Origin of the sequence: Paraburkholderia sp. BL6665CI2N2, from assembly GCF_004366535.1 — a bacterium.
Classification (GTDB): domain Bacteria; phylum Pseudomonadota; class Gammaproteobacteria; order Burkholderiales; family Burkholderiaceae; genus Paraburkholderia.
In genome coordinates this window covers 785,262-806,164 of sequence record NZ_SORC01000001.1, presented here as the reverse complement: position 1 = coordinate 806,164, position 20,903 = coordinate 785,262, and the positions used below count along the sequence as shown (strand labels likewise).

Genomic DNA, 20,903 nt, shown 5'->3' with positions numbered 1-20,903 from the left:
CTCTCAATCCCCCGCCGCCTCCGGCTCATGCGACGCCAACCTCGCCTTCGCATGCCGCATCTTCTCGAGCGTCTTCGGCCCGGCCTTGAGCGCGACGCCGATCGCCAGCGCGTCCATGATGCAAAGATGCACGAGCCGCGACACCCCCGGCGTATTCGGGTCGATCGGGCTCGGTACGCGCAACAGCAACGGAATATCCACCAGCCACGCAAGACGCGAGCCGACATTGGTCAGCGCAATCGTAGTCGCGCCACGCTCCTTGGCAATCTGGATGCTCTCGTTGACTTCGACACTGCGGCCCGAATGCGAAATCGCGAAAGCCACATCGCCCGGTTCCATCAGGCCCGCGTAAAGACGCTGCAAATGCCCATCCGTAAACGCGGTGGATGCAATATCGAGCCGCAGAAACCGCAACGCCGCGTCTTGCGCGACCAGCCCCGAGCCTGAACCTACACCGAAGAAAAACACCCGCCGCGCGCTCGACAACGCCGCGATCGCACTCTCGACCACCGCCGGATCCAGCGCGCCACGCGCATGCGTGATGCCGTCGACCGCCGCCTCGCCCACCTTGTCCATGAGCGTCTGCACGTCGTCGTCGCGCGCCACCGCCGTGGATGCATACGGCAGCCCGCCCGCCACGCTCTGCGCCAGTTGCATCTTGAAGTCGCGCAGACCATGCGCGCCGATGGCGCGGCAAAAGCGCGTGACGGAAGGCTCGGACACCTCGGCGCGCTGTGCGAGTTCGGTAATGCTCGCGCGCATCGCGAAGTCGACGTCGCTCAGCACCATCTCGGCGACCTTGCGCTCGGCGGGCCGCAAATTGGCGAGTGCGCTGCGGATGTGGGGAATCAAGTTCGGTGCGGACACCCGGTGTTCCTTCAAAGCGCCCCCAGACCTGTCGCTTCGCGCCAGGCCCCCGGACGGGGTGAGAAAACCTGGAGCGGTCCGGCGCATTCTCATGCGTTGAATAATCCACGTCGCGTCGCAGCTTCACTGAGCCTGAGGCGAGCTCGTATCGACCTCAAACGGCAACGCGCGGGTCAGACCAGCCTGCGTCCACTCTCCGTGTCGAACAGATGAATATGCTCGGCTGGCAAACGCAGCGTGACGCGCTGGCCGGGCTCGATTTTCGAGCGCTGACGTGTTGTCACGCACCACGTGCTGCCGCCTATTTTCCCGTACAAGTGAGTCTCCGCGCCAGTCGGTTCGACCACTTCGACTTCCATCGTCGCGTCGGGCGTCGGAGTCATGGTTTCGATGTGTTCCGGCCGCACGCCGAGCGTGACCTTCGCGCCGATCACCGCCGAAGCGGGCGCACCTTCCAGCACGATCTCGCCGCCATCCGTGAGATTCAGCGCGAGGCCCTGACCTTGCGCGCGGCTCGCGATCACGCCTTCGGCAAAGTTCATCGACGGCGAGCCGAGAAAGCTCGCCACGAACAGATTCGCCGGATGGTCGTACAGTTCCAGTGGCCGGCCGATCTGCTCGATCCGCCCCGCGTTCATGACGACGATGCGGTCCGCCATCGTCATGGCTTCGATCTGATCGTGCGTGACGTAGATCACCGTATTCTTCAGCCGCTGGTGCAGCGCCTTGATTTCGGTGCGCATCTGCACACGCAGTTTGGCGTCGAGATTGGACAGCGGTTCGTCGAACAGGAACAGCGACGGCTCGCGCACCACCGCGCGGCCCATCGCCACGCGTTGCCGTTGGCCACCCGAGAGCGCGCGCGGCAAACGGTCCAGATAGCCGCCGAGGTTCAGCATCTTTGCCGCGGCCTCGATCCGCGGCTTGAAACTCGCCGACGACTCCTTGCGAATCCGCGGCCCGAACGCGATGTTTTCGTAGACGGACAGATGCGGATACAGCGCATAGCTCTGGAACACCATCGAGATATTGCGCTGCTGCGGTGCGAGACTGTTCGCGCGCGTGCCGCCGATCATCAGATCGCCGCCGCTGATTTCCTCGAGCCCGGCCACCATGCGCATCAACGTGCTCTTGCCGCAGCCCGACGGGCCGACGAGCACGACGAACTCGCCGTCGTCGATGTCGAGATCGATACCGTGCACCACTTGCGTGTCGCCATAGCGTTTGAAGATGCCGCTCAGTTGCACTGCTGCCATGCTGTCCTCATCGTCTTGCGTGGTTGACTCGATCTCGTGCTGCTTGCAATGCTGCTGCGGGCGGGTCAGAGCGACTCGAGTGTCAGTTCTTCCGCCATCAAACGGTTGCCGGCCATCAGGCCGCCGTCGACCGGCAGCGCGACGCCGGTAATCACGCGCGCCATCGGCGAGGCCAGGAACAGCACCGCGTCGGCGATGTCGTCGGGCGTCGCGAAGTCGCGCAACGGGTACCACTTTTTCAGATCCTCGAAGACCTGCGGATTCTTGTCGACGCGCGCCTGCCACGCCTGCGTCTTTACCGTGCCCGGACACACGATGTTCGCGCGAATGCCGTAGCGGCCGAGTTCGAGCGCGAGCGCTTTCGTATAACTGATGAGCCCGGCCTTCGCCGCGCTATACGCCGGATGACCGAGCGCGGCCATGCCGTTCACCGAACCGATCAGCACCAGCGCGCCGCGCTGCCGCTCGATCATCGACGCGCGCACCGCTTCCACCGTGTGATACGTGCCGTTCAGATTCAGATGGATGTCGCGTTGCCAACTCGCGACATCCGTCGTGGCAAGTGTCAAACCTTCGGCGGCGCCCGCGTTCGCGACCAGCACATCCACCGGACCGCGCAGTTCGACCGCGGCGGCCACCGCTTGCTGCACCGCGGCGGCGTCGCCGAGATCGACGGCGATCGGCGTGACGTGCGCCTCGCCGAGTTGCGCGCCCAACGCCTGCAGCGCGGCGGCGTTGATGTCGAGCGCCAGAACCGTATCGCCCTGCTCAACGAAGCGCTTGCACAACACGTTGCCGATGCCGCCGCAAGCGCCCGTTACCAACACCACACGATTCATTGTCCGCCTCGCTGTTCGACCACGCCGTCGGCCCGGATTAGCGTGTAAATTTCCTACAAATCCATTCGCGATACAGTTGTCTAGTCATCCCGAAGATTGGGTATCCGTGGCATCGCGTTGTGCAGAATATCCCTGCTTTACAGCATCTTATGCACAAAACCAGCCGGGAAAAAATATGGCAGACCCTACGTGACAAGCAATTTTGCGTCATGTAGGATTTTTACAAACAATTCAACCCGAAGCGGCCGGCGACGGCAGCAAACCATCCAGGAGAGAGAGAAATGTCGTTGCATGCCCGTGCTTCCCTCGCGCTAGGCAAAGTTGCCGTGGCGCTCGCGTTTGCAGGTATCGCCGTCGCGGCTCACGCCGACACGGTTCGCGTGACCGTTGCACACTACAGCGACGCGACCGCGCCGTACTTCGAAAAAATGGCCCGCAACTTCGAGAAGGCCAATCCCGGCACGACGATCAAGATTGAAGACGTGAACTGGGACACGCTGCAGCAGAAACTGCAGACAGACATTTCCGGCAACGCCAACGCCGACCTCGCGATCGTCGGCACGCGCTGGCTGCTCGACTTCGTGAAGGACGACGTCGCCGAACCGCTCGACGGCTACATGGACGCGAACTTCAAGAGCCGTTTCATCGGCCCGTTCCTCGCGCCGGGCGAGATCAACGGCAAGGTGTACGGCCTGCCGATCGCCGCGTCGGCGCGTGGGCTGTACTACAACAAAGACCTGCTCGCCAAGGTCGGCTATCCCGACGGTCCGAAGACCTGGAACGACGTGATCGAAGCGTCGAAGAAACTGAAGGCGCAGGGCATTGCCGGCTTCGGCCTGCAAGGCAAGGAAATCGAAACCGACGTCTACTATTACTACGCCCTGTGGACCAATGGCGGCGACGTGGTCGGCAAAGATGGCAAGGCTGCCTTCAATTCGCCGGCCGGCATCAAGGCAGCCACGCTGTACAAGACGATGATCGACCAGGGCCTGACGCAACCGGGCGTGACCGGCTATAGCCGTGAAGACGTGCAGAACCTGTTCAAGCAAGGCCGCGTTGCGATGATGATCTCCGCACCGTTCCTCGCCAAACAGATCAAGAAGGAAGCGCCGAACCTGAAGTACGGCATCGATCCGATTCCGATGGGCACGACACACGCCACGTATGCTGTCACCGACTCGATCGTGATGTTCAAGAACTCGAAGGTGAAGAAGTCGGCGTGGAAGTTCCTCGACTATCTGTTCACGAAGGAACCGCGCGTGGAGTTCACCACGACCGAAGGCTTCCTGCCGACCACCAAGGCTGAGGCGACCGACCCGGCGTTCAACGATCCTGACACGAAGGCCTTCGTCGCGCTGCTGCCGACCGCTCATTTCGCGCCGACCGTGACCGGCTGGGAAGACACCGCGAAGGCCGTGACCGACGCTATGCAGTCGATTTATTTGGGCAAGGCGAAGCCGGCCGACGCATTGAACGCGGCGGCCACGCAAGCGAACAAGTCGCTCGGCAAGTAATCGCGCTGTCTCGTAGCGATCTGCTGAACCCGGAACGCGCGCCGCCCCTGCAAAGGCGGTGCGCGTTTCGGTCGTAATGCACTATCCGGCCCATCCCGTCGCGCCTGCCCCTTAACGCGGACGCGTCTTACGATCGAGCACGCATGAGCCGCTCCGCTTCTTCGCGCCTGCAAGCGCCCTGGTTGCTGATTGCGCCGAGCCTGGTACTCGCGCTCTTCATCATCAGCTATCCGATTTTCAACATCGTGTGGCAATCGCTGCACGAGGTCTCACGCTTCGGTGCCATTCGCGATTTCACTGGTCTGCAGAATTTCTATACGATCTTCAGCGATCCCGCGTTTCTTGCCGCAGCCAGGCGGACCATTGTCTGGACTATCTGCGTGGTGGGTGGCACGGTGCTGATCTCAGTGCCCGTTGCGCTCGTGCTGAACCAGGATTTCTATGGGCGCGGTGTGGCGCGTACGATCGTGATGCTGCCGTGGTCCGTCTCGCTGACCATGACCGCCGTGGTCTGGCGCTGGGCCTTCAACGACGACTACGGCATGGTCAACGTCACGCTGCAGAGACTCGGCCTGATCAGCGGTCCGATTCATTGGCTGGCCACGCCGGAGCTCGCGTTTCCGGTCGAAATCGCGGTCGGCATTCTGGTGTCGGTTCCGTTTACGGTGACGATTCTGCTGGGCGGCTTGTCTTCGGTGCCCGGCGATATTTACGAAGCCGCGCGCATGGACGGCGCGAGCGCCTGGCAGCAGTTCCGCAAACTCACCATGCCGCTGTTGCGGCCGTTCATCAACATGACGATTCTGTTGAACGTGATCTACGTGTTCAACTCGTTTCCGATCATCTGGGTGATGACGCAGGGCGGCCCCGACAACAGCACGCACATTCTCGTCACGTATCTCTATGAGCTCGGTTTCCGGCTCGGGCGTCCCGGCGAAGCCGCGGCGGTGTCGCTGATCATGCTCGTCATGCTGTTCATTTTCTCGATCGCCTATCTGCGCCTGCAGCCCGCGAAAGAAGGGGATCCGTCATGAGTCTCAGCGTCAAGATGAAGCGCACGCTGTGGTGCTGGCTCGCGTTGTCGCCACTGATCGTAGTGGTGCTGTTTCCGTTCGCCGTCATGCTGTTCACCGCGTTGAAGCCGGCTTCCGAGATTTTTGTGTACCCGGCGCGCTGGCTGCCCGTGCATTGGCAGTGGAGCAATTTCTCCGATATGTGGGTGGCGGCCAATTTCGGCGTGGCGCTGCGCAACAGCACGGTAATCAGCTTGCTGTCGACCGCGCTTGCATTGGCCGTCAGCTTGCCCGCGGCCTATGCCTTGGCGAGATTCCCGTTTCGCGGACGCGGGCTCTACCGTCAGTTTCTGCTCGTCACACAGATGCTGTCGCCGATTCTGCTCGTGGTCGGCCTGTTCCGGCTGGCGGCGATGATTCCCTACGGCGACGGGAATCTGGTCGATTCCAAGATCGGCGTGATCGTGTCTTACGCGGCATTCAATATCGCGTTTGCCGTGTGGATGCTGTCTTCGTACTTTCAGACGGTGCCGCGGGATCTGGAAGAATCGGCATGGCTCGAAGGATGCGGACGCACCAAGGCGGTCTTCAAAGTGTTTCTGCCGCTCGCGGTGCCCGCGATCGTCGTCACCGCGATCTTCACGTTCATCAACGCGTGGAACGAGTTTGCCGTGGTCTATACCTTGATCCGCTCACCCGAAAACAAGACGCTGACCGTGCAGGTGACCGACATGGTCGCCGGGAAATACGTGGTCCAGTGGCATCTGGTGATGGCCGCTACACTCTGCGCGACGTTGCCGGTTTCTGTGGTGTTCGCGTGGTTGCAGAGATATCTGGTGAAGGGGCTCGCGCTAGGGGCCGTGAAATAGATGTTGGGGCGAGCGCGCATTTGCATGAGCAGGTCGCGCTCGCCGTATCTTTCGCTCTCGTGTTACTCCGCGCCGCGCACAATCCGCAGATCGCGCTCAACGCCGTCGCCCAATGCGGCCAGCGCTTTCTTGTAGGGCTCGCTCTCGTAGGCGGCGACGGCCGCTTCATAGGTCGGAAATTCGATCACGACCGTCCGCTCCTTCAAGCCCTGCTCGCGAGCCTCCTCGGCCACACCGCGCACAATGAATTTGCCGCCGGCAGCCGCCACGGCGGGTGCGGCGAGTTGCGCATACGCGGCCAGTTTTTCCGCGTCTTTCGTCGCGCGATATGACGTCACCCAGTATCCCTTGCTCATTTGAGGCTCCTTTCAACGTTGGAAAAGCAGTCGTTGTCGTGCACGACGGCGAACGGGGATTATGACGCCTCGCGGCATCCCCATCGTCCGCACGGTCAATCGCTCAACTGCGGCTGGTGAATTGTAAGACGCCGGCTCCTGTCACGTCACGAGGGCGGTCCTGCAAATAATGGCAATACCGGTTACGCTGTCTGCGGATTTCGCTTTGACACGACCGGAACATAGCAATGACTCAAGCGCTCACTATCGATTTTGTCTCCGATATCGCATGCCCGTGGTGCGCGATCGGCCTCTCCTCGCTCCAACGCGCGATTTCGCGTCTCGGCGACGCCGTCGACGCGCAAATCGTCGTGCATCCGTTCGAGTTGAATCCGGACATGGGACCGGACGGCGAGAGCATTGTCGACTATCTCGGCAAAAAATACGGCCGCACACCGGAGCAGATCGCCGAAACGCAGGCCGCGATCCGCGAGCGCGGCGCGAGCGTCGGTTTTACTTTTGGCCCGCGCAACCGCGTGTACAACACCTTCGACGCGCACCGTCTGCTGCATTGGGCCGGCATCGAGGGCAAGCAGTTGCCGCTCAAGTTGGCGCTGCTGCAGGCGTATCACGCTGACGGCAAAGACCCAAGCGATCATGAAGTGCTGATCGAGGCAGCGCAGTCCGTCGGGCTCGATGCCGCGAAGGCGCGTGACGTACTGCAAAACCGAACCTATGCCGCTGAAGTTCGCGCAGAGGAGCGGAATAACGAGGCAATGGGTATTCAGTCGGTGCCGGCCATTATCTTCAACCGTCGCTATCTGGTGAGTGGCGGACAGCCTGTCGAAACTTTCGAGCAAGCCATCCAGCAGATTCTGGCTGAAGCGAAGGACGAAGGTTCACAGAACACGTAGCGCTGGACGTCGTGCCCTGATCGTTCCGAGCATGACGACGCATGCCCTGCGAGAACAGGGCATGCGTGTTCACATCACTTGAAGCGAGCCTGCTTAGAACGCGTGACGCATACCCACGGTGACCGCTACTTGCGTGTTGGTCGAGGACGGCGACAACGTGTTGATCATGGCATGCGAGAGCACGGAGTCCGCAGGCGCGCCATGCACGTTCTGATAGACGCCTTCCAGATAGAAGTCCGTGCGTTTGCTGATCGAGTAGTCGGTTTGCAGCATGGCCGTATTCCATCCCGGCGAGGAACCGTTATACGCGCCATGTGTGTACGTGTACGCGCCGGATACGCTCAACGCCGGCGTGAGCGCGTACTTTGCGTTCACCTCGTAGTTGTCGAGACGCAGCGAACCACCCAGCGATCCCGCGGAGGTATCGCCCGAGCCGAGATAGCTGCCCGTGCCGAACGAGAACACGCCCGACGCGTTGTCGATCTGAGTGTGGCTCCAGACTAGCCCGACCGTGGCCGGCCCGAACGTGTAGTTACCACCCAGCGACCAGATACGCTGGCGTTCTGCGAGGAAGTTCGCGCTGGTATCGCTCGAAGTCACCGCGCCGCTGCCATTGCCCGCGTTGTTCAGTTGCAGATAGCCGGCGGCAAGATTCAGCGGACCTTGCGCATACGAAACGCCGAAACCGTAAGACCGGTTATTCCCGAAGTCGCCCGCCTTGTTGCTGAACGAATACATCGTTTCGAACGTAACGCCGCGGTAAGTCGGGCTCGCGTATTTAACCGAGTTGTTGATCACGACGGAATTCGCAGCAAGGTTGTCGTTTTCAAACGGATGCGCGGCCATGCTGCCGCCCCACGTGTTGAACTCCGCGGTAAGCGGCCCGACGAGGTCGTTCATCACGTCGAACTGGCGGCCGAACGTCAAGGTGCCGTAAGGATCGCTTTGCAGGCCGACCCATGCCTGAGAACCGAAACCATCACCGGAGAATGCCTGCGCTCCGTTGTTCAGCAGGAACCCTTGTTCGAGCTTGAAGATCGCGTGCAAGCCGCCGCCCAGATCCTCTGAGCCCTTGAGACCGAACACCGTGTTCTGGGTCGAACTGCTCAATACCTGCCAGTTGCTGTGCCCGAACTGATTGTTCGTGTAAACCAATCCCGTATCGATGAGGCCGTAGAGCGTCACGCTACTTTGCGCATGCGCCGACATCGTAAATGCGCCGAAGAGCGCGGCCGCGAGTAAAGACTTTTTCATACTTGTTGGCTCCGTGATCAAGCGGTAATTGAGGGTATCAATTGCTCTTTCCACCAACGCCGTAAACACGCATGCAATACATTCGAAACCGTTGTTGCGCAAACTGCGAGAAGCATAATTAATTATTGGATGTTTATTGCGCGACACGTCATTTCAATGGCTATGCCAAAGTGTGCGCTTATCTATTGCATGGTTTTCAAGTCGGCTCAGTCGGCGCGTGCTAGCCAGCGCGGCGGAAACGAGCCCCCCGATCATAGGACGATGAAAATAAATGCGTCGTCAAAAAAATAAGCGGCGTGGCGTCAAAGGAACAATGAGGGGCTGGAGCTTAACGTGTTGCGGCGTGTGACGGAAGTATGGTGCGGGATTAACGACAACAATCGCGCGAAAGGATTACGTAATTTAACGGGAAGAACTCGTTTCGGCGCATCGATCCGAGGTCGTCCAGTGCGTCCCGAAACTGCCGCTTAAGGTTCTCTTAAGGACCCGGCTTACATAGTTCGGCCACTCGCGGTTCGTCTTGCCGAAACAGCACGACGTGATCCCCGACGACTTCTTCATGGCGGCGACCTGGAATCCAACGGGGCTGCCGCCGGTTCTCCATTGCCACGACATCCATGCACATTCATCGTATTCTGGAGCGAGCCCGCCTGCGGCCCACGTTCCCGCGAGTCCTGGTGCTGGAGTTTTTTCACGAGCACGCTCGCGACCACTTCACAGCTGAACAGGTCTATAAGCTTCTCAACGAAGACGTGCGCAACATGAGTCTTGCCACGGTCTATCGCGTGCTCGGTCAACTCGTGGATGCGGATTTATTGTCCGGCGTGGCCTTTGGCGACGGCCGCATGGTCTACGAACTGAATGACGGGACCCGGCACGACCATCTCGTCTGCACGGTCTGCGGTCGAATCTATGAGTTCTTTGACGCGGAAATCGAGGCGCGACAGCAGTCTATCGCGAGCAGCCTCGACTTCGCGGTGACGGGACGTCAGTTGGTTCTGTTCGGCATGTGTGCCGGCTGCAGAAAGAGCGGCGCGCAGGCAAAAGCCGTAGTCAGGAGCTAGAGACCCGCGACGCCGCCTCTCGACTCATACTTGCGCCGCTGAAGCTTCTGCCGCAGCGGCCGCAAACGCGCGGAAGTTCGCCGGCGTAGCAAAGGCCAGATACTGTTTCTGCATCTCTTCCGTCAGCACTTCGATCAGCAGAACGTTTTCGATCCACAACTCGATCACATCGAAAAAGTCACGGCCGCGCGTGCAGCGCACCGCACGCCAGCCCTCCCGCTCGCCGATCGCCAATACTTCCTCGGGGGACAGTTTGCTCGCGATGGCGATGTGAAATGCGCTGTATTGCGACGTGGCGCCCGGCTCCGGAACAAACGAGCCCTGTTCGCCTCCGGGGCTAAGCACGCGATCGTTGGGATAAGTCTCGATGATCGAGCCGCGGTCGTCGCCGGCAATCGCCATCCACGAATCGGGAAAGGAAGGGAACGGTGCGTGAAATCCGCCCCACAGTTCGGCAATGACACGTGCGACGTGTTCCGGATGGTGTGCCGGGATGGAAGCATGAAACAGCATGAGTGACCTCCGTCGAAAATCTATAGTGAGGGATCGGTCCTTGTATACGTTCCAAAGGCGGTCTTTTTCAAACCGCTCTATTTGATTTTCTTGTGTGCCGACGCCTGCCGCGGCTGGCTATTTCGCCAGTCATCCATGCAAGCGGCACATGCGGCCGCGGCGTTCAGCAATTGTGTTGCAGCGCGCGGAGCCTGCTGCGAATCAGCAATGCATGCGCATTGGGCGGCGATACTCCCACTCGGAAGATGCACCGTCAAGTGGGGGTATTACCTCCACTTTCGTGTGATGAATTGCGTTGCGATTCGCGACCTGTTTCTTTCTGGGAGTGTGGATCGTCTTAACTAGCGCAGAGATATCTGCATGGACGCAAGGAGGCTCAGGTTTTCTTGAAAGCGCTGTACAGCGTCTTTGCAAGCGCGCTCAACTCACCACCGCTCTCGCGAAGCGATGCGATCTCCGCGCCGCTCTCCAATGTCCGTTCCAGTCTGTGACTCCGATCGCGCTTGACGGCGTCCACGAGAGCCTGCGGCAGCGCGGACAGTTGGTCGACCAAGTGGAAATCGCCCAAGCCCGTGAGCATTGGATTGTCGGAGCCGCTTAGCATGGACCGTGCGTCAGCCTTGAAGAGCACGAGCGGTTTGCCCGCGTGCCACGCCAACGATGCCTCGACAACCGTGCCTTCATCGGCAACGCGGCCGTTGAGGTTGGCGACGACCACATCGCAACGCCTGAGCAACTGATACGTATCCAGACTGAAGATCGCGCGGTCGAGCATGTCCGCGGCTTCTTCAACCGACGCGCCGAGTTTCTCAAGTTCCGGCTTCAGCTTCGCGAACTCGAGACCGTCGCGATGCGGAAGAAATGTCGTCAAGCCCGCCGCCTCCAGCGTGGCGGCAATCGAATCCATTTCGGCTCGTTCGGCTGCGTTGAAGAGCGGACCCGCGCAATACACTCGTGGCATCTTTTTTCGTCTCCTGATGACGGAGGAATCGTGAAGTATTCTCGCAACGCATGTCGGCATGCGACTGCGCTGCGAGGACCGTTTACGATAACCATCGAGGAAGCAAAGTCAATGCAGAGCGTCGGCTACTTATCGTCCGGCACTCTGGGCGCGCAAACACGTATCTGTGCTACGCACTACGCCGCCCTCTCGCGTGCCGCTCAGTCGTAATGCCGATGCTTATGATGACGCTTGCCCGATCGGTCGCCGCGCGAATAGTCGTCGGCGTACGAGTTGGAGCGCGAGATGTTGCCGCCGAGCGCCGAACCCGCGCCGCCGCCCAACGCAGCGCCGACAAGACCACCGCCGCGACCGCCCATCGCATTGCCGGCCGCCGTGCCCGCGCCGCCGCCCAGCGCGCCGCCAATAATGGCACCGGTGCGCTCCCTGCGGTTCGACGTGACCGCGCCGCCGGCGCCGCCACCCACTGCGCCGCCGAGCACGGCGCCCGTGCTGCCGCCTACCGCGCCTCCCAGCGCAGCGCCGGCCACGCCGCCGAGCGCACCACCCAAGGCGTTGTTCATATCGCCGGCCATTGCCGACAACGACGCCGAAGCCGCGAGCGCTGCAACGGCAACAATCTTGAGGATTTTCTTCGACATAAAGAGCTCTTTCATTGTTGTAGACGGCGCCGAGTATAACCGCGCTTTTGAAACGCTCTTGTAACCACGTCGCGGCACATCGGTAAGACGTGTAACAAAATGATCGAGGGGCCGAGAGCGGAAGCTTTTATCGCTTCAAGCCGAAACGGAAGAGAACATCGTCCGTTGTTTTCCAATATCCATCGGACAGCCAACCATATTGATTATCGCGCCGACGATACTGGCGAGCTGTCGTAGTCCGGCAGCCCGCCAACCGCTCATTCGAACCCTATCCGCGCCGCTTCTTTTTCAACTCGACGGTCTCGAACAATTCGTAGTTCTGCGTCGGCACCTGGTCCGCGCCGGGCGCGTGATAGTAGTTCATCGTGATCGTAGTCTCGCCGCCCGGATGTCCCGGATCATGATCGAACACCGCGATCCCATAACCGGTGCCGGTATCGCGTTGCGCCGACCAGATCGCATCTTCCACGGCGTCCGCGCTGGCGCGCACGAAAGTCCCTGCCGTCGTGCCGGCCACCGGGCGGTTCGGCCGCGTAAAAATACGCGCCTGCGGCTGCCCCGTGCCGACATCCATGCCATAGACGTCCAGCGGCGCGCTCGTGCCGCCGCCGCCGAGAATCAGGTGAATCGTGCCGTGGCTCGTATCGAACGTCGATGCACCCGGCGACACCGCCGACATCACCGGTTTCGGCTGCAACGTATCCACCGGCCGGCCCGTCGCGATGTCGGTGCCCTTGTTATGGTTGCAGCCGCGCACGGGATAGCTGCGTTCGTAGTCGTGATCGTGGCCGCACAGCACCAGGTCCACGCCGTAGCGATCGAACAGCGGCAACCACGCCTCGCGGATGCCCTTATCTGACCCGTTGCCGGTCTTCGACGAACTCAGCGCGTCCTGATGCATCTGCACGATGACCCAGTCGACCTCGTCGTCTTCGGCGGCATGGCGCAATGTCTTCTCGAGCCACCGCGTCTGTTCGCCGGCGCTATAACCGCGCACATAGAGCGAAGTGCCGGGCTGGATGGGCGGATTGCCGGTGCTCGCAACCGGCACCAGCGGATCCGGGCCGGCAACGAACGCGGCCGCGTCCTGATAGACGACGTCGTCGGCGTCGAGCGAAATGAACAGTACGGAACTTACGCGGAAGCTGTACCAGCGGCCCTGAAAGCGCGTGTGATTGTCCGGCAGCGTATAGCGCGCGAGATACGAAGCGAGGCCTTGTTCACCGTTATGAAACTCGAGTTCGTGGTTGCCTGGGCACGGCATCCACGGCCGGTTGGAGGCGGACGTCTGGCAGTTGTTGCCGAAGTCGCGCCACACGTCCGGCTGGTGCGTCGGATTCAGATTGGCATAACACAGGTCGCCGTTGAGCAAGTGGAACAGCGGCTGAAAGCGCTCAACCGCCTGCACCGCGAAGCGGCTTTGTGGCGATGACAGAACCCAGCCGGTGTTCGGCGTCGCGAGATCGCCGTAGCTGGTCCAACGAAACGGCGCACGTCCACGCGGCGCAGTACGGAAACTGGCCGTGAAAGGTTGTGCCGCGTTGCTGTCGTTGTCGGCGGTCACTTCGTATTCGTAGCTCGTATCGGGCTTCAGGTCTCGCAGACGCGCGTGATACGTGAACACGACTTCGCCGTTGAGGCCGTCGGTGTAGGTGCTTTGGATACCATGCACCGTATGTTTCCCCTCGCGCGCGCCGCTCACGCGCACCTGCGGGTTGACCGCCGGCGCAAGCGACGCCCACGACACCGTGACCTCGTGGGTCGGATCGTTGCCCCAGGTCAGGTGGACCTGCTCCGGTGTGCCGTCGGGCGTGCTGTTCGCCGCGCGCGCGGCCGACGATAGGGTGCCGGCCGCCGTAGCGAGACTGGATGCGCCGGCAAACTTCAGGAACCCACGACGCGAGACGATGGAAGCGCCTTGATCGATCGGCGAAGCCTTAGCGATTTTTCTGTTCGACATGTCTGGTGTTGTTGTACGGGGGGGAAGGACGCCGACGCGCAGGTCGAGCACACCGCGTTCTTCGTGAACGGCGAGTGCGCTGGAAGCCGGCGCGCAACGGAAACGACCAGCCATCGTAGTCGCCAGGCTATGACACTCAGATGAAACCGCGTGAGGCGCAGAGCGTTCACCCGCATTCGAAGCGCAAGGGCGCGGCGACGACACGCAATGATGCGATAGTGAACGGCGAGCGAGTTTGGTGTTGAATGCCGTTCCGCACCGAGCGAACGCCGGGGAACGGCACATGCAGAGAATGAACGGACATTGACGACACTCAGAACAGAGCGCCGAAGTTGCCGGCGCATGGTTCTATCGTTGATCATGCGACCGGCAGCAAAGCGTCACTCACGTCTGCGGATTCGTGTCGTCCGTGGACTGCGTGTCGTCGTCTTTCTTTTCGATCATTGACTCGAGCTTGCCGGCGCCTTCAAAACCGGCGATAGCGGCGATGCCTTTCGTCAGCAAACCCGCTTCCGGATCCACTTTTTCCGCTGCTTCAACGGCGGCGATCGCCCCCGCAATTTTTCCTGCTTCGTTCAAGAGTCCCATGCCGCTCTCCTCGAGTAAAAGTGAGCTTGCATCGTCTCACGAACTCGACGCCTTGTCGCCAAATGTAAAACCGGAATGACGATTCGCTGACAATGCTGAAAGGCTCGACGAACTTTACGTTTAGTAAGTGTCGCGCCTAACGCTGGGGCGGTTGCGGGTTATTCGCCGGATTGGTATCGAAGCGGGACACGCGTTGTATTCCGTCTTCACTGACCAGCTGCAATAGTTCGTTCTCCAAGATATCGGCGGCGTCTTTACTGTAGACTTCGCCGCCATTCACATAAACAGTAAACGACCGCAGGTACTTCGCCTTCTTCTCCGGGTTCTCGATTGTCTCGCGGGTCCATTGATAGAGCGGATAGTTTTCCGTGCCCTCGCGTTCTGCTTCGCGCACATAGTCGGCGAATGCATCGAACTGGCATTTCAACGTCGCGTCGTGCCGGCGCAGAACATCACGGAGCGCGCTATGCGACGCACAGGTCGGGTCGGTATGTAACGCGTCGGCCAGTTCCGGTGAGACAGTAATCCGCAACTGGAATTGCAAGGCAGGTTCCATAGTCGCCTCGGTGTCGGCTTTCGTGAGCGCTCATTCCTTGTCAGCGGAATGAGCAGCGACCTTCTCTTCTATCCGCGCAATCTCGTGGCCTTGCACTGGCATGCCGAGCAGAAAGCCCTGGGCGTGCGTGCATCCGCAGACGCGCACGAAATCCAGTTGCTCTTGCGTCTCGATGCCTTCCGCCGTGGTCGGCATGCCGATTTCCCGCGCCAACGCGACGATCCCGCGCACTACCGCCGCCGATTCCCGACGATGCACAGACTCCTTGACGAACGAGCTGTCGATCTTGAGCTTGTCGAACGAAAAGCGCACGAGGGTCGACATGGTCGAAAAGCCCGTGCCGAAATCGTCGAGCGCGAGCCCGATGCCCAACGCACGCAGCCTCCCGACATTGCGCCGGGTCACGACGTCGTCGTTCAGCAGCACCGTTTCCGTGACCTCGATATTCAGGCGCTGTGGCGGCAACTTCGTCTTGCGCAGAATCGCCGAAACGGTCGACGCAAACGACTCCTCCCGCAATTGCACTGGCGATACATTCACGGCGACGGTCACCTTGTCTCGCCAGGTCACTGCTTCCTTGCACGATTGCAGCAAGGCCCACTCGCCTAGGGACAGGATAAGGCCCGTACGTTCGGCGGTGGGAATGAACGCGGCTGGCGAGAGTTCGCCACGCGTGGGATGGGTCCAGCGGATCAGCGCCTCGCGGCCGGACACCGCACCGCTGCTCAGATCGACAATGGGCTGGTACTCCATGCGCAGACCGCAGAACGAATGCAGCGCGCCTTCCAGATCGCTGCGCAGAAGGCTCAGGCTCTCATCCGACGCATGCTTCGCGGCGTCGAAAATAGCGAACGCGCTTTTGCCGCTGCGTTTCACCGCATACAACGCGCGATCGGCGCAAATCAGCAGTTGCGGGCCGGTTTTCGCGTGGTCTGGATAGAGCGAGACACCCACGCTCGCGCCGATATGCACCAGCGCCTCGCGCAGCGCGAACGGACGGGCCAAGGTCTTCACGATGCGGTCCGCCAGAATGCGCACGTCGCGAGCGTGGCCCGTGCCATCGGAAAGCGCCACGAACTCGTCGCCGGCCAGGCGTCCGACGAGGTCGCCGCTCGGCAACACTTCGCACAAGCGAATTGCCGCTTCCTGAAGAATCTGATCGCCGGCGGCATGGCCCAGGCTGTCATTGATGGCCTTGAATCCGTCCAGATCGATCAATAGAACAGCGAACGATTGATCTTTGCGCGACGCGCCCATCTCCGTGCGTTCGAGCAGCAGTTCACTGATACGCGCGCGATTGGGCAAGCCGGTGAGGCTGTCGTGATGAGCGAGCCGGTGGCTGTTTTCCCGCGCCAGAAGCAACGCGACCGTGTCGCGATTGCTGCGCAGCGCAACCGTAAAGAAGCCGGCGGCGCAGAACGGCGCCTGGAACAGCAGCACCAGTTTTCCGGAGCCGGGCGACAGCGCCGCCCCGAGAGCCAGGAGTCCAAGAATGAACGTGATTTGCAGCAATACGAGCCGCGGGGTGCCCGCATTGCGGCCGGCCAACCCGCCAATAACGCCCACGGCGCAAACGTTGCCGAGCAGGAACAGCGTCTGGTCTCCGCTGATATTGCACAGCAAGGTGCCGTAGCCGAACAGCACGCTCCAGAGGAGGCTCGCAAACAGGAATGCGGAGGTAGGAGTCGGCTGGCCGTTGGCGCTGCGCGAGCAGCACAACCAGATCAAGGCGAGCCGGGCAATCAGCAATGCGACAACGGCGCTGCCCCAACTCGCGTAAAGAGCCTTGGGATAAAGATAGTAAGCGGTGGCGCAGACGCTGATTTCACAAATCGACGCGAACACAATCGATGCGGTTCGCGTGAACAGATTGGCAAGCAGTATCTGGCGATTATCCGCGCTCAGATCCTGAGAGGAAGAGACGACCCACTTGAAAAATGGAGACCTTGGTTCGCTGAAAGCCATGACCTACGCATTTTTTGATGGTTGATAAATCGAAACCCGCGCGTATCGCGATTATTGCGTAAACGTAGAGGATCGGGTTAATTCGACTGATGAAACGAGCCGACTTCGCTGCGGGCCGGAAAAAATGACTTGCAGCGTGCCACGCGACTTGCGCCGGGTCCGCGCCTTTTTGCGCTGTACATCGGCGTGCTCGCGGATCATATCGATGAGCGCGCGCAACCCGGCCGACGCGCGCCGCGTCCAGCATTAAACGCGGATTGGTTCGTGCGTCCGACCGTTTTCAGCGACGTCACGATCGACACGACTACTGCGCGTGAGGAGATATTTGGCCCGGTGCTGTCGATCGTCGCCTATGGCGACATAGCCGAGGTCATCACGATCGCCAACGACACGCGCTACGGTTTGCCGGCTTATGCGTTGTCACAAAACACGCCGCGCGCACGAGGTCGCGGCGCGGATCGAAGCGGAACGCGCGCCGGTCAACACGCCGGCGCGTGAGCCGGCCGCGCCGTTCGGCGGCTTCAGGCAATCCGGCATTGGACGTGAATACGGTACGTTCGGGCTGGAAGCGTTTCTGGAGCCGAAGTCGGCGCTGGGGGTTCTCTGACTGTTCATCGCCGCCCCCCCCCCGGAAGCCGCGCGAGTCGAGTATCGATGTACGATGCCGTATAGTGGATGAACCGCTGATTTCCAGCGGCGTACCCGTAGATCGGCGCGATGGGGGACTACGAGATGACAGTCGCAAATACATTGATGAACGGCTCTCGCGAGCCCGTGCCAGAGTCGCTCCAGACGTTGGTCGAGTATCTCGAACTCTCGCTCGACAAGGCGGCGAGCGTGGTCATGACGCGCCCCACGAACGACGTTTGCACCGTCTACCTGGGCGACCCGTCCGGTCTGATCGAGGAAATGAAGAAGCTCGGCACGATTGCCATCCCGCTCGCCAATGAGATGCTGGAACTGACGCGCTCGGGCGTCAACGAGATGGAGATCGGTGGCCAGGCCTATCGCTTTGTGCGCACTTTCACGCAGGTCGAGGACGCCGCGGCGGTTGTTTTCTCGGCGGCCTAGACAGGGGTGCGAATCGGTTGTACGGCGGGTTGCGGGGCGCGTCGCCATCACTCGTCCGCACTCGCGGGTGCGGCGTTGCGGACGCACTTTCCGGGACGCCGTCGACGACCTGGCGATCCGCCGCGTTATACTCTGCCGATGGATACGAAGCCGATCACGCTGAACTGTTGGTGGCGCGCCTGACTTAGGCGGCCCGTTTCCACTCGACCATCGAAACGTGATGCCGCCAGTCCTGGCGGCATTTTCGTTTCTGCGCGCCGACGGCTGGTGGTATCGACAAACGCACAACCCCAGACCATGACAGACGCAAAAACGACCACGAACCAACCCATTATCCTGACCGGCGACCGCACGACCGGCCCGCTGCACCTTGGCCACTATATCGGCTCGTTACGCTCGCGCGTGCGGCTCCAGCACGAGGCGCAGCAATTCCTGCTGCTGGCCGATGCGCAGGCCATGACCGACAACGTCGGCCGGCATCAGAAAGTCACGGAAAACGTCATCGAGGTCGCGCTCGACTATCTCGCCGTCGGCATCGATCCGGCGAAGTCGACCATCTTCATCCAGTCGCAGGTGCCCGAGCTGGCGGAACTGACCCAGTACCTGCTCAATCTCGTCACGGTCGCGCGCCTCGAGCGTAACCCGACCATCAAGGCGGAAATCGTGCTGCGCGGTTTCGAACGGGACATCCCCGCCGGCTTTCTGACGTATCCGGTCAGCCAGGCCGCCGACATCACCGCGTTCAAGGCGACGCGCGTACCTGTCGGCGACGACCAGTTGCCGATGATCGAACAAACCAACGAGCTGGTACGCCGTTTCAACAACACAGTCGATCGACAGGTGCTGGTCGAATGCGAAGCCGTGCTCTCGCACGTTGCACGGCTGCCGGGCATCGACGGCAAGGCCAAGATGAGCAAGTCGCTGGGGAACGCGATCACGCTGGGCGCGACACCGGACGAAATCACCAAGGCCGTGAACAACATGTACACCGACCCCAACCATCTGCGCGTCAGCGATCCGGGCCAGGTGGAAGGCAATGTGGTGTTCGCGTTTCTCGACGCGTTCGAGCCGGACGTCCCGATGGTCGACGAACTCAAGGCCCACTACCGCCGCGGCGGCCTTGGCGATAGCGTGGTCAAGCGCGTGCTCAACGAACGGCTGCAGTCGTTGATCGCCCCGATTCGCGAGCGCCGCCGCGAGTTCGAAGCCGACCGTGCCGAGGTGCTGAACGTCCTGCGTCGCGGGACGATGCGCGCGCGGGAAGTGGCGGGCGCGACGGTATCCGAGGTGAAAAATGCGCTCGGTCTGAACTATTTTCAGAACTGAGCGGCTGGCGGCGAGGACGCTCTGCAATTGAGCGTCCGCTCGCCCAGCCTACGATTTGCCCTTGAGCGTGAATGGAGCCAGCAGCGACTGCACGTCGATCTGCCGCCCCTGAAGCAGAAGCAGCCTTGCGTGAAGCACGGTGTTTTCAAGAACCAGCTTGGCGGTGCTCAGCAGGTACAGCGCATGGATGTCGGACACCGACATGTTGCCGGCCTCGACCTGGTGATGGCGTTCGACGAGCGAGGTCATCACCAGACGCCTGAGCTCCTGTTCTCCGAAAGGAAGGTCCGCGTAGTCGATCGGGTCGTCGGCTTCGACTTCTCGCAGCATGTCAACAAGCGCTTCCGTACTCACTTCCATGTTTCGGCTCCCACGTTGTCGGTTAGGAACAGCATCGCCAGATTGCGTCTGCAATGTTCTCAGACTAACGGGTCTATTTGGGCGAGTCCAGTGCGAATGCGAGGCAACGCGCATAGCTGGTCAGGCTGTACTGCGCGTGTGACGTGTGGTCAGCGTCAGCGCGACGCTCCAGAAAAGCGCCGCCAGCAACGACAAACCGATCGCCAGGCGCTCGAAAAACACTTCGGCATTGCGCGCGATTGGTGCGAGACGTCCGCGTCGCTTCCCAAAACCGACAATACGGATGAGCGATCCGCGTTCGCGTGACGTGGTCTAGCGGAGCCACCGTAGTCGAACCGGCGCAACACGGCGCTGTGTTTTCCGCTCCAAGATAGCCAACGGCGCCACCTTCACCCCGCTTTACTTTTGACCACTTTCGCCCGCGTGCTCGCGGACGTTTTGTTCTTCTTCAAATGGGTCTGGTTGTACGCAATCGCAGCGCGCACGAGATTTTTTAGCGCGCGCGCATTGACCTTATCGCCTTCCAGAAAATCGATTGCGCGTCGCGCGTTGCCTTCGAGACCCGCGTTGAATAGCTTGTCAGGATCATCGAGGCCGGCCCCATGCGCAAAGGTAACCTTCACCTTCCCTTTGTGCGCGTTGGCGACCGCGATCATGCCGTCCCGGGACCACACCGGGCTACCCATCCATTTCCATTCCTCGATGATCTCCGGGTCGGCCTCAAGGATGACCTTGCGGACACTCGCGAACGTTTTGCCACGCCAGTCCGTTAGACCCGCAATCAGTTCGTCGATCCGTTCCGATGCATTTACTAGTTCTTGATTCATCGATTCTGGTCCCCTTCAATGCCGCCACAATCGGAATGAATGGCTGCATCATTAATCGTCTGGAATATAAGCGCTGAGGTCGCGTGCGAGTCAAGCGGGATACGACGTTCCGTCCTTATGCACGAACCGGCCGTCGGCGTTGGCACTTATCATGTCGATGTCGGAACAGGTTAGGTCACGTGTCGTTTGAAGACTCGCGGAAGGAAAGTC

At 60.9% G+C, this 20,903-nt stretch carries 21 protein-coding genes and 1 pseudogene; 8 read left to right on the top strand and 14 right to left on the bottom strand.

The window, feature by feature from the left end; translation table 11 throughout:
* Nucleotides 1-3: 3 nt before the first annotated feature.
* From B0G81_RS03570 to B0G81_RS03560, 3 genes are all read right to left on the bottom strand, one after another.
* Nucleotides 4-867, bottom strand: coding sequence for an SIS domain-containing protein (locus tag B0G81_RS03570; protein WP_012428992.1), 864 nt, complete (start codon nt 865-867; stop codon nt 4-6).
* A gap of 173 nt (nt 868-1,040) precedes the next feature.
* Complete coding sequence (ugpC, locus tag B0G81_RS03565; protein WP_134133551.1) at nt 1,041-2,123, bottom strand: sn-glycerol-3-phosphate ABC transporter ATP-binding protein UgpC; 1,083 nt, start codon at nt 2,121-2,123, stop codon at nt 1,041-1,043.
* Between the two features lie 65 nt (nt 2,124-2,188).
* A complete protein-coding gene (locus B0G81_RS03560) occupies nt 2,189-2,962 on the bottom strand; it encodes an SDR family oxidoreductase (RefSeq protein ID WP_134133550.1) in 774 nt (257 codons plus the stop codon).
* Between the two features lie 281 nt (nt 2,963-3,243).
* Here B0G81_RS03560 and B0G81_RS03555 point away from each other — a divergent pair, with 281 nt between their 5' ends.
* From B0G81_RS03555 to B0G81_RS03545, 3 genes are all read left to right on the top strand, one after another.
* Nucleotides 3,244-4,476: a sugar ABC transporter substrate-binding protein gene (locus B0G81_RS03555; protein WP_134133549.1), complete on the top strand. Its 1,233-nt coding sequence runs from the start codon at nt 3,244-3,246 to the stop codon at nt 4,474-4,476.
* Nucleotides 4,477-4,619: 143 nt separating this feature from the next.
* Nucleotides 4,620-5,510, top strand: a complete 891-nt coding sequence (locus B0G81_RS03550; RefSeq protein ID WP_134133548.1) for a sugar ABC transporter permease — start codon at nt 4,620-4,622, stop codon at nt 5,508-5,510.
* Nucleotides 5,507-6,358 carry a carbohydrate ABC transporter permease gene (locus tag B0G81_RS03545; protein ID WP_106278890.1) on the top strand — a complete coding sequence of 284 codons (852 nt, stop codon included), beginning with the start codon at nt 5,507-5,509 and terminating at the stop codon, nt 6,356-6,358. The genes B0G81_RS03550 and B0G81_RS03545 overlap by 4 nt, the downstream gene beginning before the upstream one ends.
* A gap of 62 nt (nt 6,359-6,420) precedes the next feature.
* On the opposite strand, the gene B0G81_RS03540 is transcribed toward B0G81_RS03545, so the two are convergent.
* Nucleotides 6,421-6,714: a DUF1330 domain-containing protein gene (locus B0G81_RS03540; protein WP_134133547.1), complete on the bottom strand. Its 294-nt coding sequence runs from the start codon at nt 6,712-6,714 to the stop codon at nt 6,421-6,423.
* Between the two features lie 227 nt (nt 6,715-6,941).
* Here B0G81_RS03540 and B0G81_RS03535 point away from each other — a divergent pair, with 227 nt between their 5' ends.
* The gene (locus B0G81_RS03535) at nt 6,942-7,607 is read left to right on the top strand and encodes a DsbA family oxidoreductase (protein ID WP_134133546.1); all 666 of its coding nucleotides are present in this window, start codon (nt 6,942-6,944) and stop codon (nt 7,605-7,607) included.
* Nucleotides 7,608-7,700: 93 nt separating this feature from the next.
* Here B0G81_RS03535 and B0G81_RS03530 read toward each other — a convergent pair whose 3' ends face one another.
* A complete protein-coding gene (locus B0G81_RS03530) occupies nt 7,701-8,861 on the bottom strand; it encodes a porin (RefSeq protein ID WP_134133545.1) in 1,161 nt (386 codons plus the stop codon).
* A gap of 617 nt (nt 8,862-9,478) precedes the next feature.
* Here B0G81_RS03530 and B0G81_RS03525 point away from each other — a divergent pair.
* Nucleotides 9,479-9,925: a Fur family transcriptional regulator gene (locus B0G81_RS03525; protein WP_106278898.1), complete on the top strand. Its 447-nt coding sequence runs from the start codon at nt 9,479-9,481 to the stop codon at nt 9,923-9,925.
* Between the two features lie 24 nt (nt 9,926-9,949).
* On the opposite strand, the gene B0G81_RS03520 is transcribed toward B0G81_RS03525, so the two are convergent.
* From B0G81_RS03520 to B0G81_RS03490, 7 genes are all read right to left on the bottom strand, one after another.
* Nucleotides 9,950-10,438, bottom strand: a complete 489-nt coding sequence (locus B0G81_RS03520; protein ID WP_134133544.1) for a hypothetical protein — start codon at nt 10,436-10,438, stop codon at nt 9,950-9,952.
* A gap of 376 nt (nt 10,439-10,814) precedes the next feature.
* Nucleotides 10,815-11,399 (bottom strand): nucleoside 2-deoxyribosyltransferase, encoded by a 585-nt coding sequence (locus tag B0G81_RS03515; protein WP_134133543.1) that lies wholly within the window; start codon nt 11,397-11,399, stop codon nt 10,815-10,817.
* Nucleotides 11,400-11,599: 200 nt separating this feature from the next.
* Nucleotides 11,600-12,040 carry a hypothetical protein gene (locus B0G81_RS03510; protein WP_106278903.1) on the bottom strand — a complete coding sequence of 147 codons (441 nt, stop codon included), beginning with the start codon at nt 12,038-12,040 and terminating at the stop codon, nt 11,600-11,602.
* Nucleotides 12,041-12,308: 268 nt separating this feature from the next.
* Nucleotides 12,309-14,000 (bottom strand): metallophosphoesterase family protein, encoded by a 1,692-nt coding sequence (locus B0G81_RS03505; protein WP_134133542.1) that lies wholly within the window; start codon nt 13,998-14,000, stop codon nt 12,309-12,311.
* Nucleotides 14,001-14,384: 384 nt separating this feature from the next.
* Nucleotides 14,385-14,588 (bottom strand): hypothetical protein, encoded by a 204-nt coding sequence (locus B0G81_RS03500; RefSeq protein ID WP_134133541.1) that lies wholly within the window; start codon nt 14,586-14,588, stop codon nt 14,385-14,387.
* 136 nt (nt 14,589-14,724) lie between these two features.
* Nucleotides 14,725-15,144 (bottom strand): hypothetical protein, encoded by a 420-nt coding sequence (locus B0G81_RS03495; protein WP_134133540.1) that lies wholly within the window; start codon nt 15,142-15,144, stop codon nt 14,725-14,727.
* A 30-nt stretch (nt 15,145-15,174) separates the two neighbouring features.
* Nucleotides 15,175-17,109, bottom strand: a complete 1,935-nt coding sequence (locus tag B0G81_RS03490; RefSeq protein ID WP_134133539.1) for an EAL domain-containing protein — start codon at nt 17,107-17,109, stop codon at nt 15,175-15,177.
* Nucleotides 17,110-17,355: 246 nt separating this feature from the next.
* Here B0G81_RS03490 and B0G81_RS03485 point away from each other — a divergent pair.
* The 3 genes and pseudogenes from B0G81_RS03485 to trpS all read left to right on the top strand — a co-directional run.
* A pseudogene (locus B0G81_RS03485) lies at nt 17,356-17,716 on the top strand (aldehyde dehydrogenase family protein); the annotation flags it as partial.
* Between the two features lie 125 nt (nt 17,717-17,841).
* Complete coding sequence (locus tag B0G81_RS03480; protein WP_106278914.1) at nt 17,842-18,180, top strand: hypothetical protein; 339 nt, start codon at nt 17,842-17,844, stop codon at nt 18,178-18,180.
* Nucleotides 18,181-18,477: 297 nt separating this feature from the next.
* Nucleotides 18,478-19,506 carry a tryptophan--tRNA ligase gene (gene trpS, locus B0G81_RS03475; RefSeq protein ID WP_134133538.1) on the top strand — a complete coding sequence of 343 codons (1,029 nt, stop codon included), beginning with the start codon at nt 18,478-18,480 and terminating at the stop codon, nt 19,504-19,506.
* Nucleotides 19,507-19,554: 48 nt separating this feature from the next.
* Here the strand turns inward: trpS and B0G81_RS03470 are convergent, their stop codons facing one another.
* Nucleotides 19,555-19,866 (bottom strand): hypothetical protein, encoded by a 312-nt coding sequence (locus B0G81_RS03470; protein ID WP_012428971.1) that lies wholly within the window; start codon nt 19,864-19,866, stop codon nt 19,555-19,557.
* A gap of 389 nt (nt 19,867-20,255) precedes the next feature.
* Nucleotides 20,256-20,693, bottom strand: coding sequence for a DUF1801 domain-containing protein (locus B0G81_RS03465; protein ID WP_134133537.1), 438 nt, complete (start codon nt 20,691-20,693; stop codon nt 20,256-20,258).
* Nucleotides 20,694-20,903 lie beyond the last annotated feature (210 nt).

What these genes read in the sequence shown, in the direction of transcription:
- B0G81_RS03500 (WP_134133541.1), bottom strand. Translation starts at nt 14,588, where the DNA reads ATGGGACTCTTGAACGAAGCAGGAAAAATTGCGGGGGCGATCGCCGCC.
- B0G81_RS03540 (WP_134133547.1), bottom strand. Translation starts at nt 6,714, where the DNA reads ATGAGCAAGGGATACTGGGTGACGTCATATCGCGCGACGAAAGACGCG.
- B0G81_RS03490 (WP_134133539.1), bottom strand. Translation starts at nt 17,109, where the DNA reads ATGGCTTTCAGCGAACCAAGGTCTCCATTTTTCAAGTGGGTCGTCTCT.
- B0G81_RS03465 (WP_134133537.1), bottom strand. Translation starts at nt 20,693, where the DNA reads ATGAATCAAGAACTAGTAAATGCATCGGAACGGATCGACGAACTGATT.
- B0G81_RS03545 (WP_106278890.1), top strand. Translation starts at nt 5,507, where the DNA reads ATGAGTCTCAGCGTCAAGATGAAGCGCACGCTGTGGTGCTGGCTCGCG.
- B0G81_RS03535 (WP_134133546.1), top strand. Translation starts at nt 6,942, where the DNA reads ATGACTCAAGCGCTCACTATCGATTTTGTCTCCGATATCGCATGCCCG.
- ugpC (WP_134133551.1), bottom strand. Translation starts at nt 2,123, where the DNA reads ATGGCAGCAGTGCAACTGAGCGGCATCTTCAAACGCTATGGCGACACG.
- B0G81_RS03515 (WP_134133543.1), bottom strand. Translation starts at nt 11,399, where the DNA reads ATGCCACGAGTGTATTGCGCGGGTCCGCTCTTCAACGCAGCCGAACGA.
- B0G81_RS03555 (WP_134133549.1), top strand. Translation starts at nt 3,244, where the DNA reads ATGTCGTTGCATGCCCGTGCTTCCCTCGCGCTAGGCAAAGTTGCCGTG.
- B0G81_RS03550 (WP_134133548.1), top strand. Translation starts at nt 4,620, where the DNA reads ATGAGCCGCTCCGCTTCTTCGCGCCTGCAAGCGCCCTGGTTGCTGATT.
- B0G81_RS03560 (WP_134133550.1), bottom strand. Translation starts at nt 2,962, where the DNA reads ATGAATCGTGTGGTGTTGGTAACGGGCGCTTGCGGCGGCATCGGCAAC.
- B0G81_RS03470 (WP_012428971.1), bottom strand. Translation starts at nt 19,866, where the DNA reads ATGGAAGTGAGTACGGAAGCGCTTGTTGACATGCTGCGAGAAGTCGAA.
- B0G81_RS03480 (WP_106278914.1), top strand. Translation starts at nt 17,842, where the DNA reads ATGACAGTCGCAAATACATTGATGAACGGCTCTCGCGAGCCCGTGCCA.
- B0G81_RS03505 (WP_134133542.1), bottom strand. Translation starts at nt 14,000, where the DNA reads ATGTCGAACAGAAAAATCGCTAAGGCTTCGCCGATCGATCAAGGCGCT.
- B0G81_RS03525 (WP_106278898.1), top strand. Translation starts at nt 9,479, where the DNA reads ATGCACATTCATCGTATTCTGGAGCGAGCCCGCCTGCGGCCCACGTTC.
- B0G81_RS03530 (WP_134133545.1), bottom strand. Translation starts at nt 8,861, where the DNA reads ATGAAAAAGTCTTTACTCGCGGCCGCGCTCTTCGGCGCATTTACGATG.
- B0G81_RS03495 (WP_134133540.1), bottom strand. Translation starts at nt 15,144, where the DNA reads ATGGAACCTGCCTTGCAATTCCAGTTGCGGATTACTGTCTCACCGGAA.
- B0G81_RS03510 (WP_106278903.1), bottom strand. Translation starts at nt 12,040, where the DNA reads ATGTCGAAGAAAATCCTCAAGATTGTTGCCGTTGCAGCGCTCGCGGCT.
- B0G81_RS03520 (WP_134133544.1), bottom strand. Translation starts at nt 10,438, where the DNA reads ATGCTGTTTCATGCTTCCATCCCGGCACACCATCCGGAACACGTCGCA.
- trpS (WP_134133538.1), top strand. Translation starts at nt 18,478, where the DNA reads ATGACAGACGCAAAAACGACCACGAACCAACCCATTATCCTGACCGGC.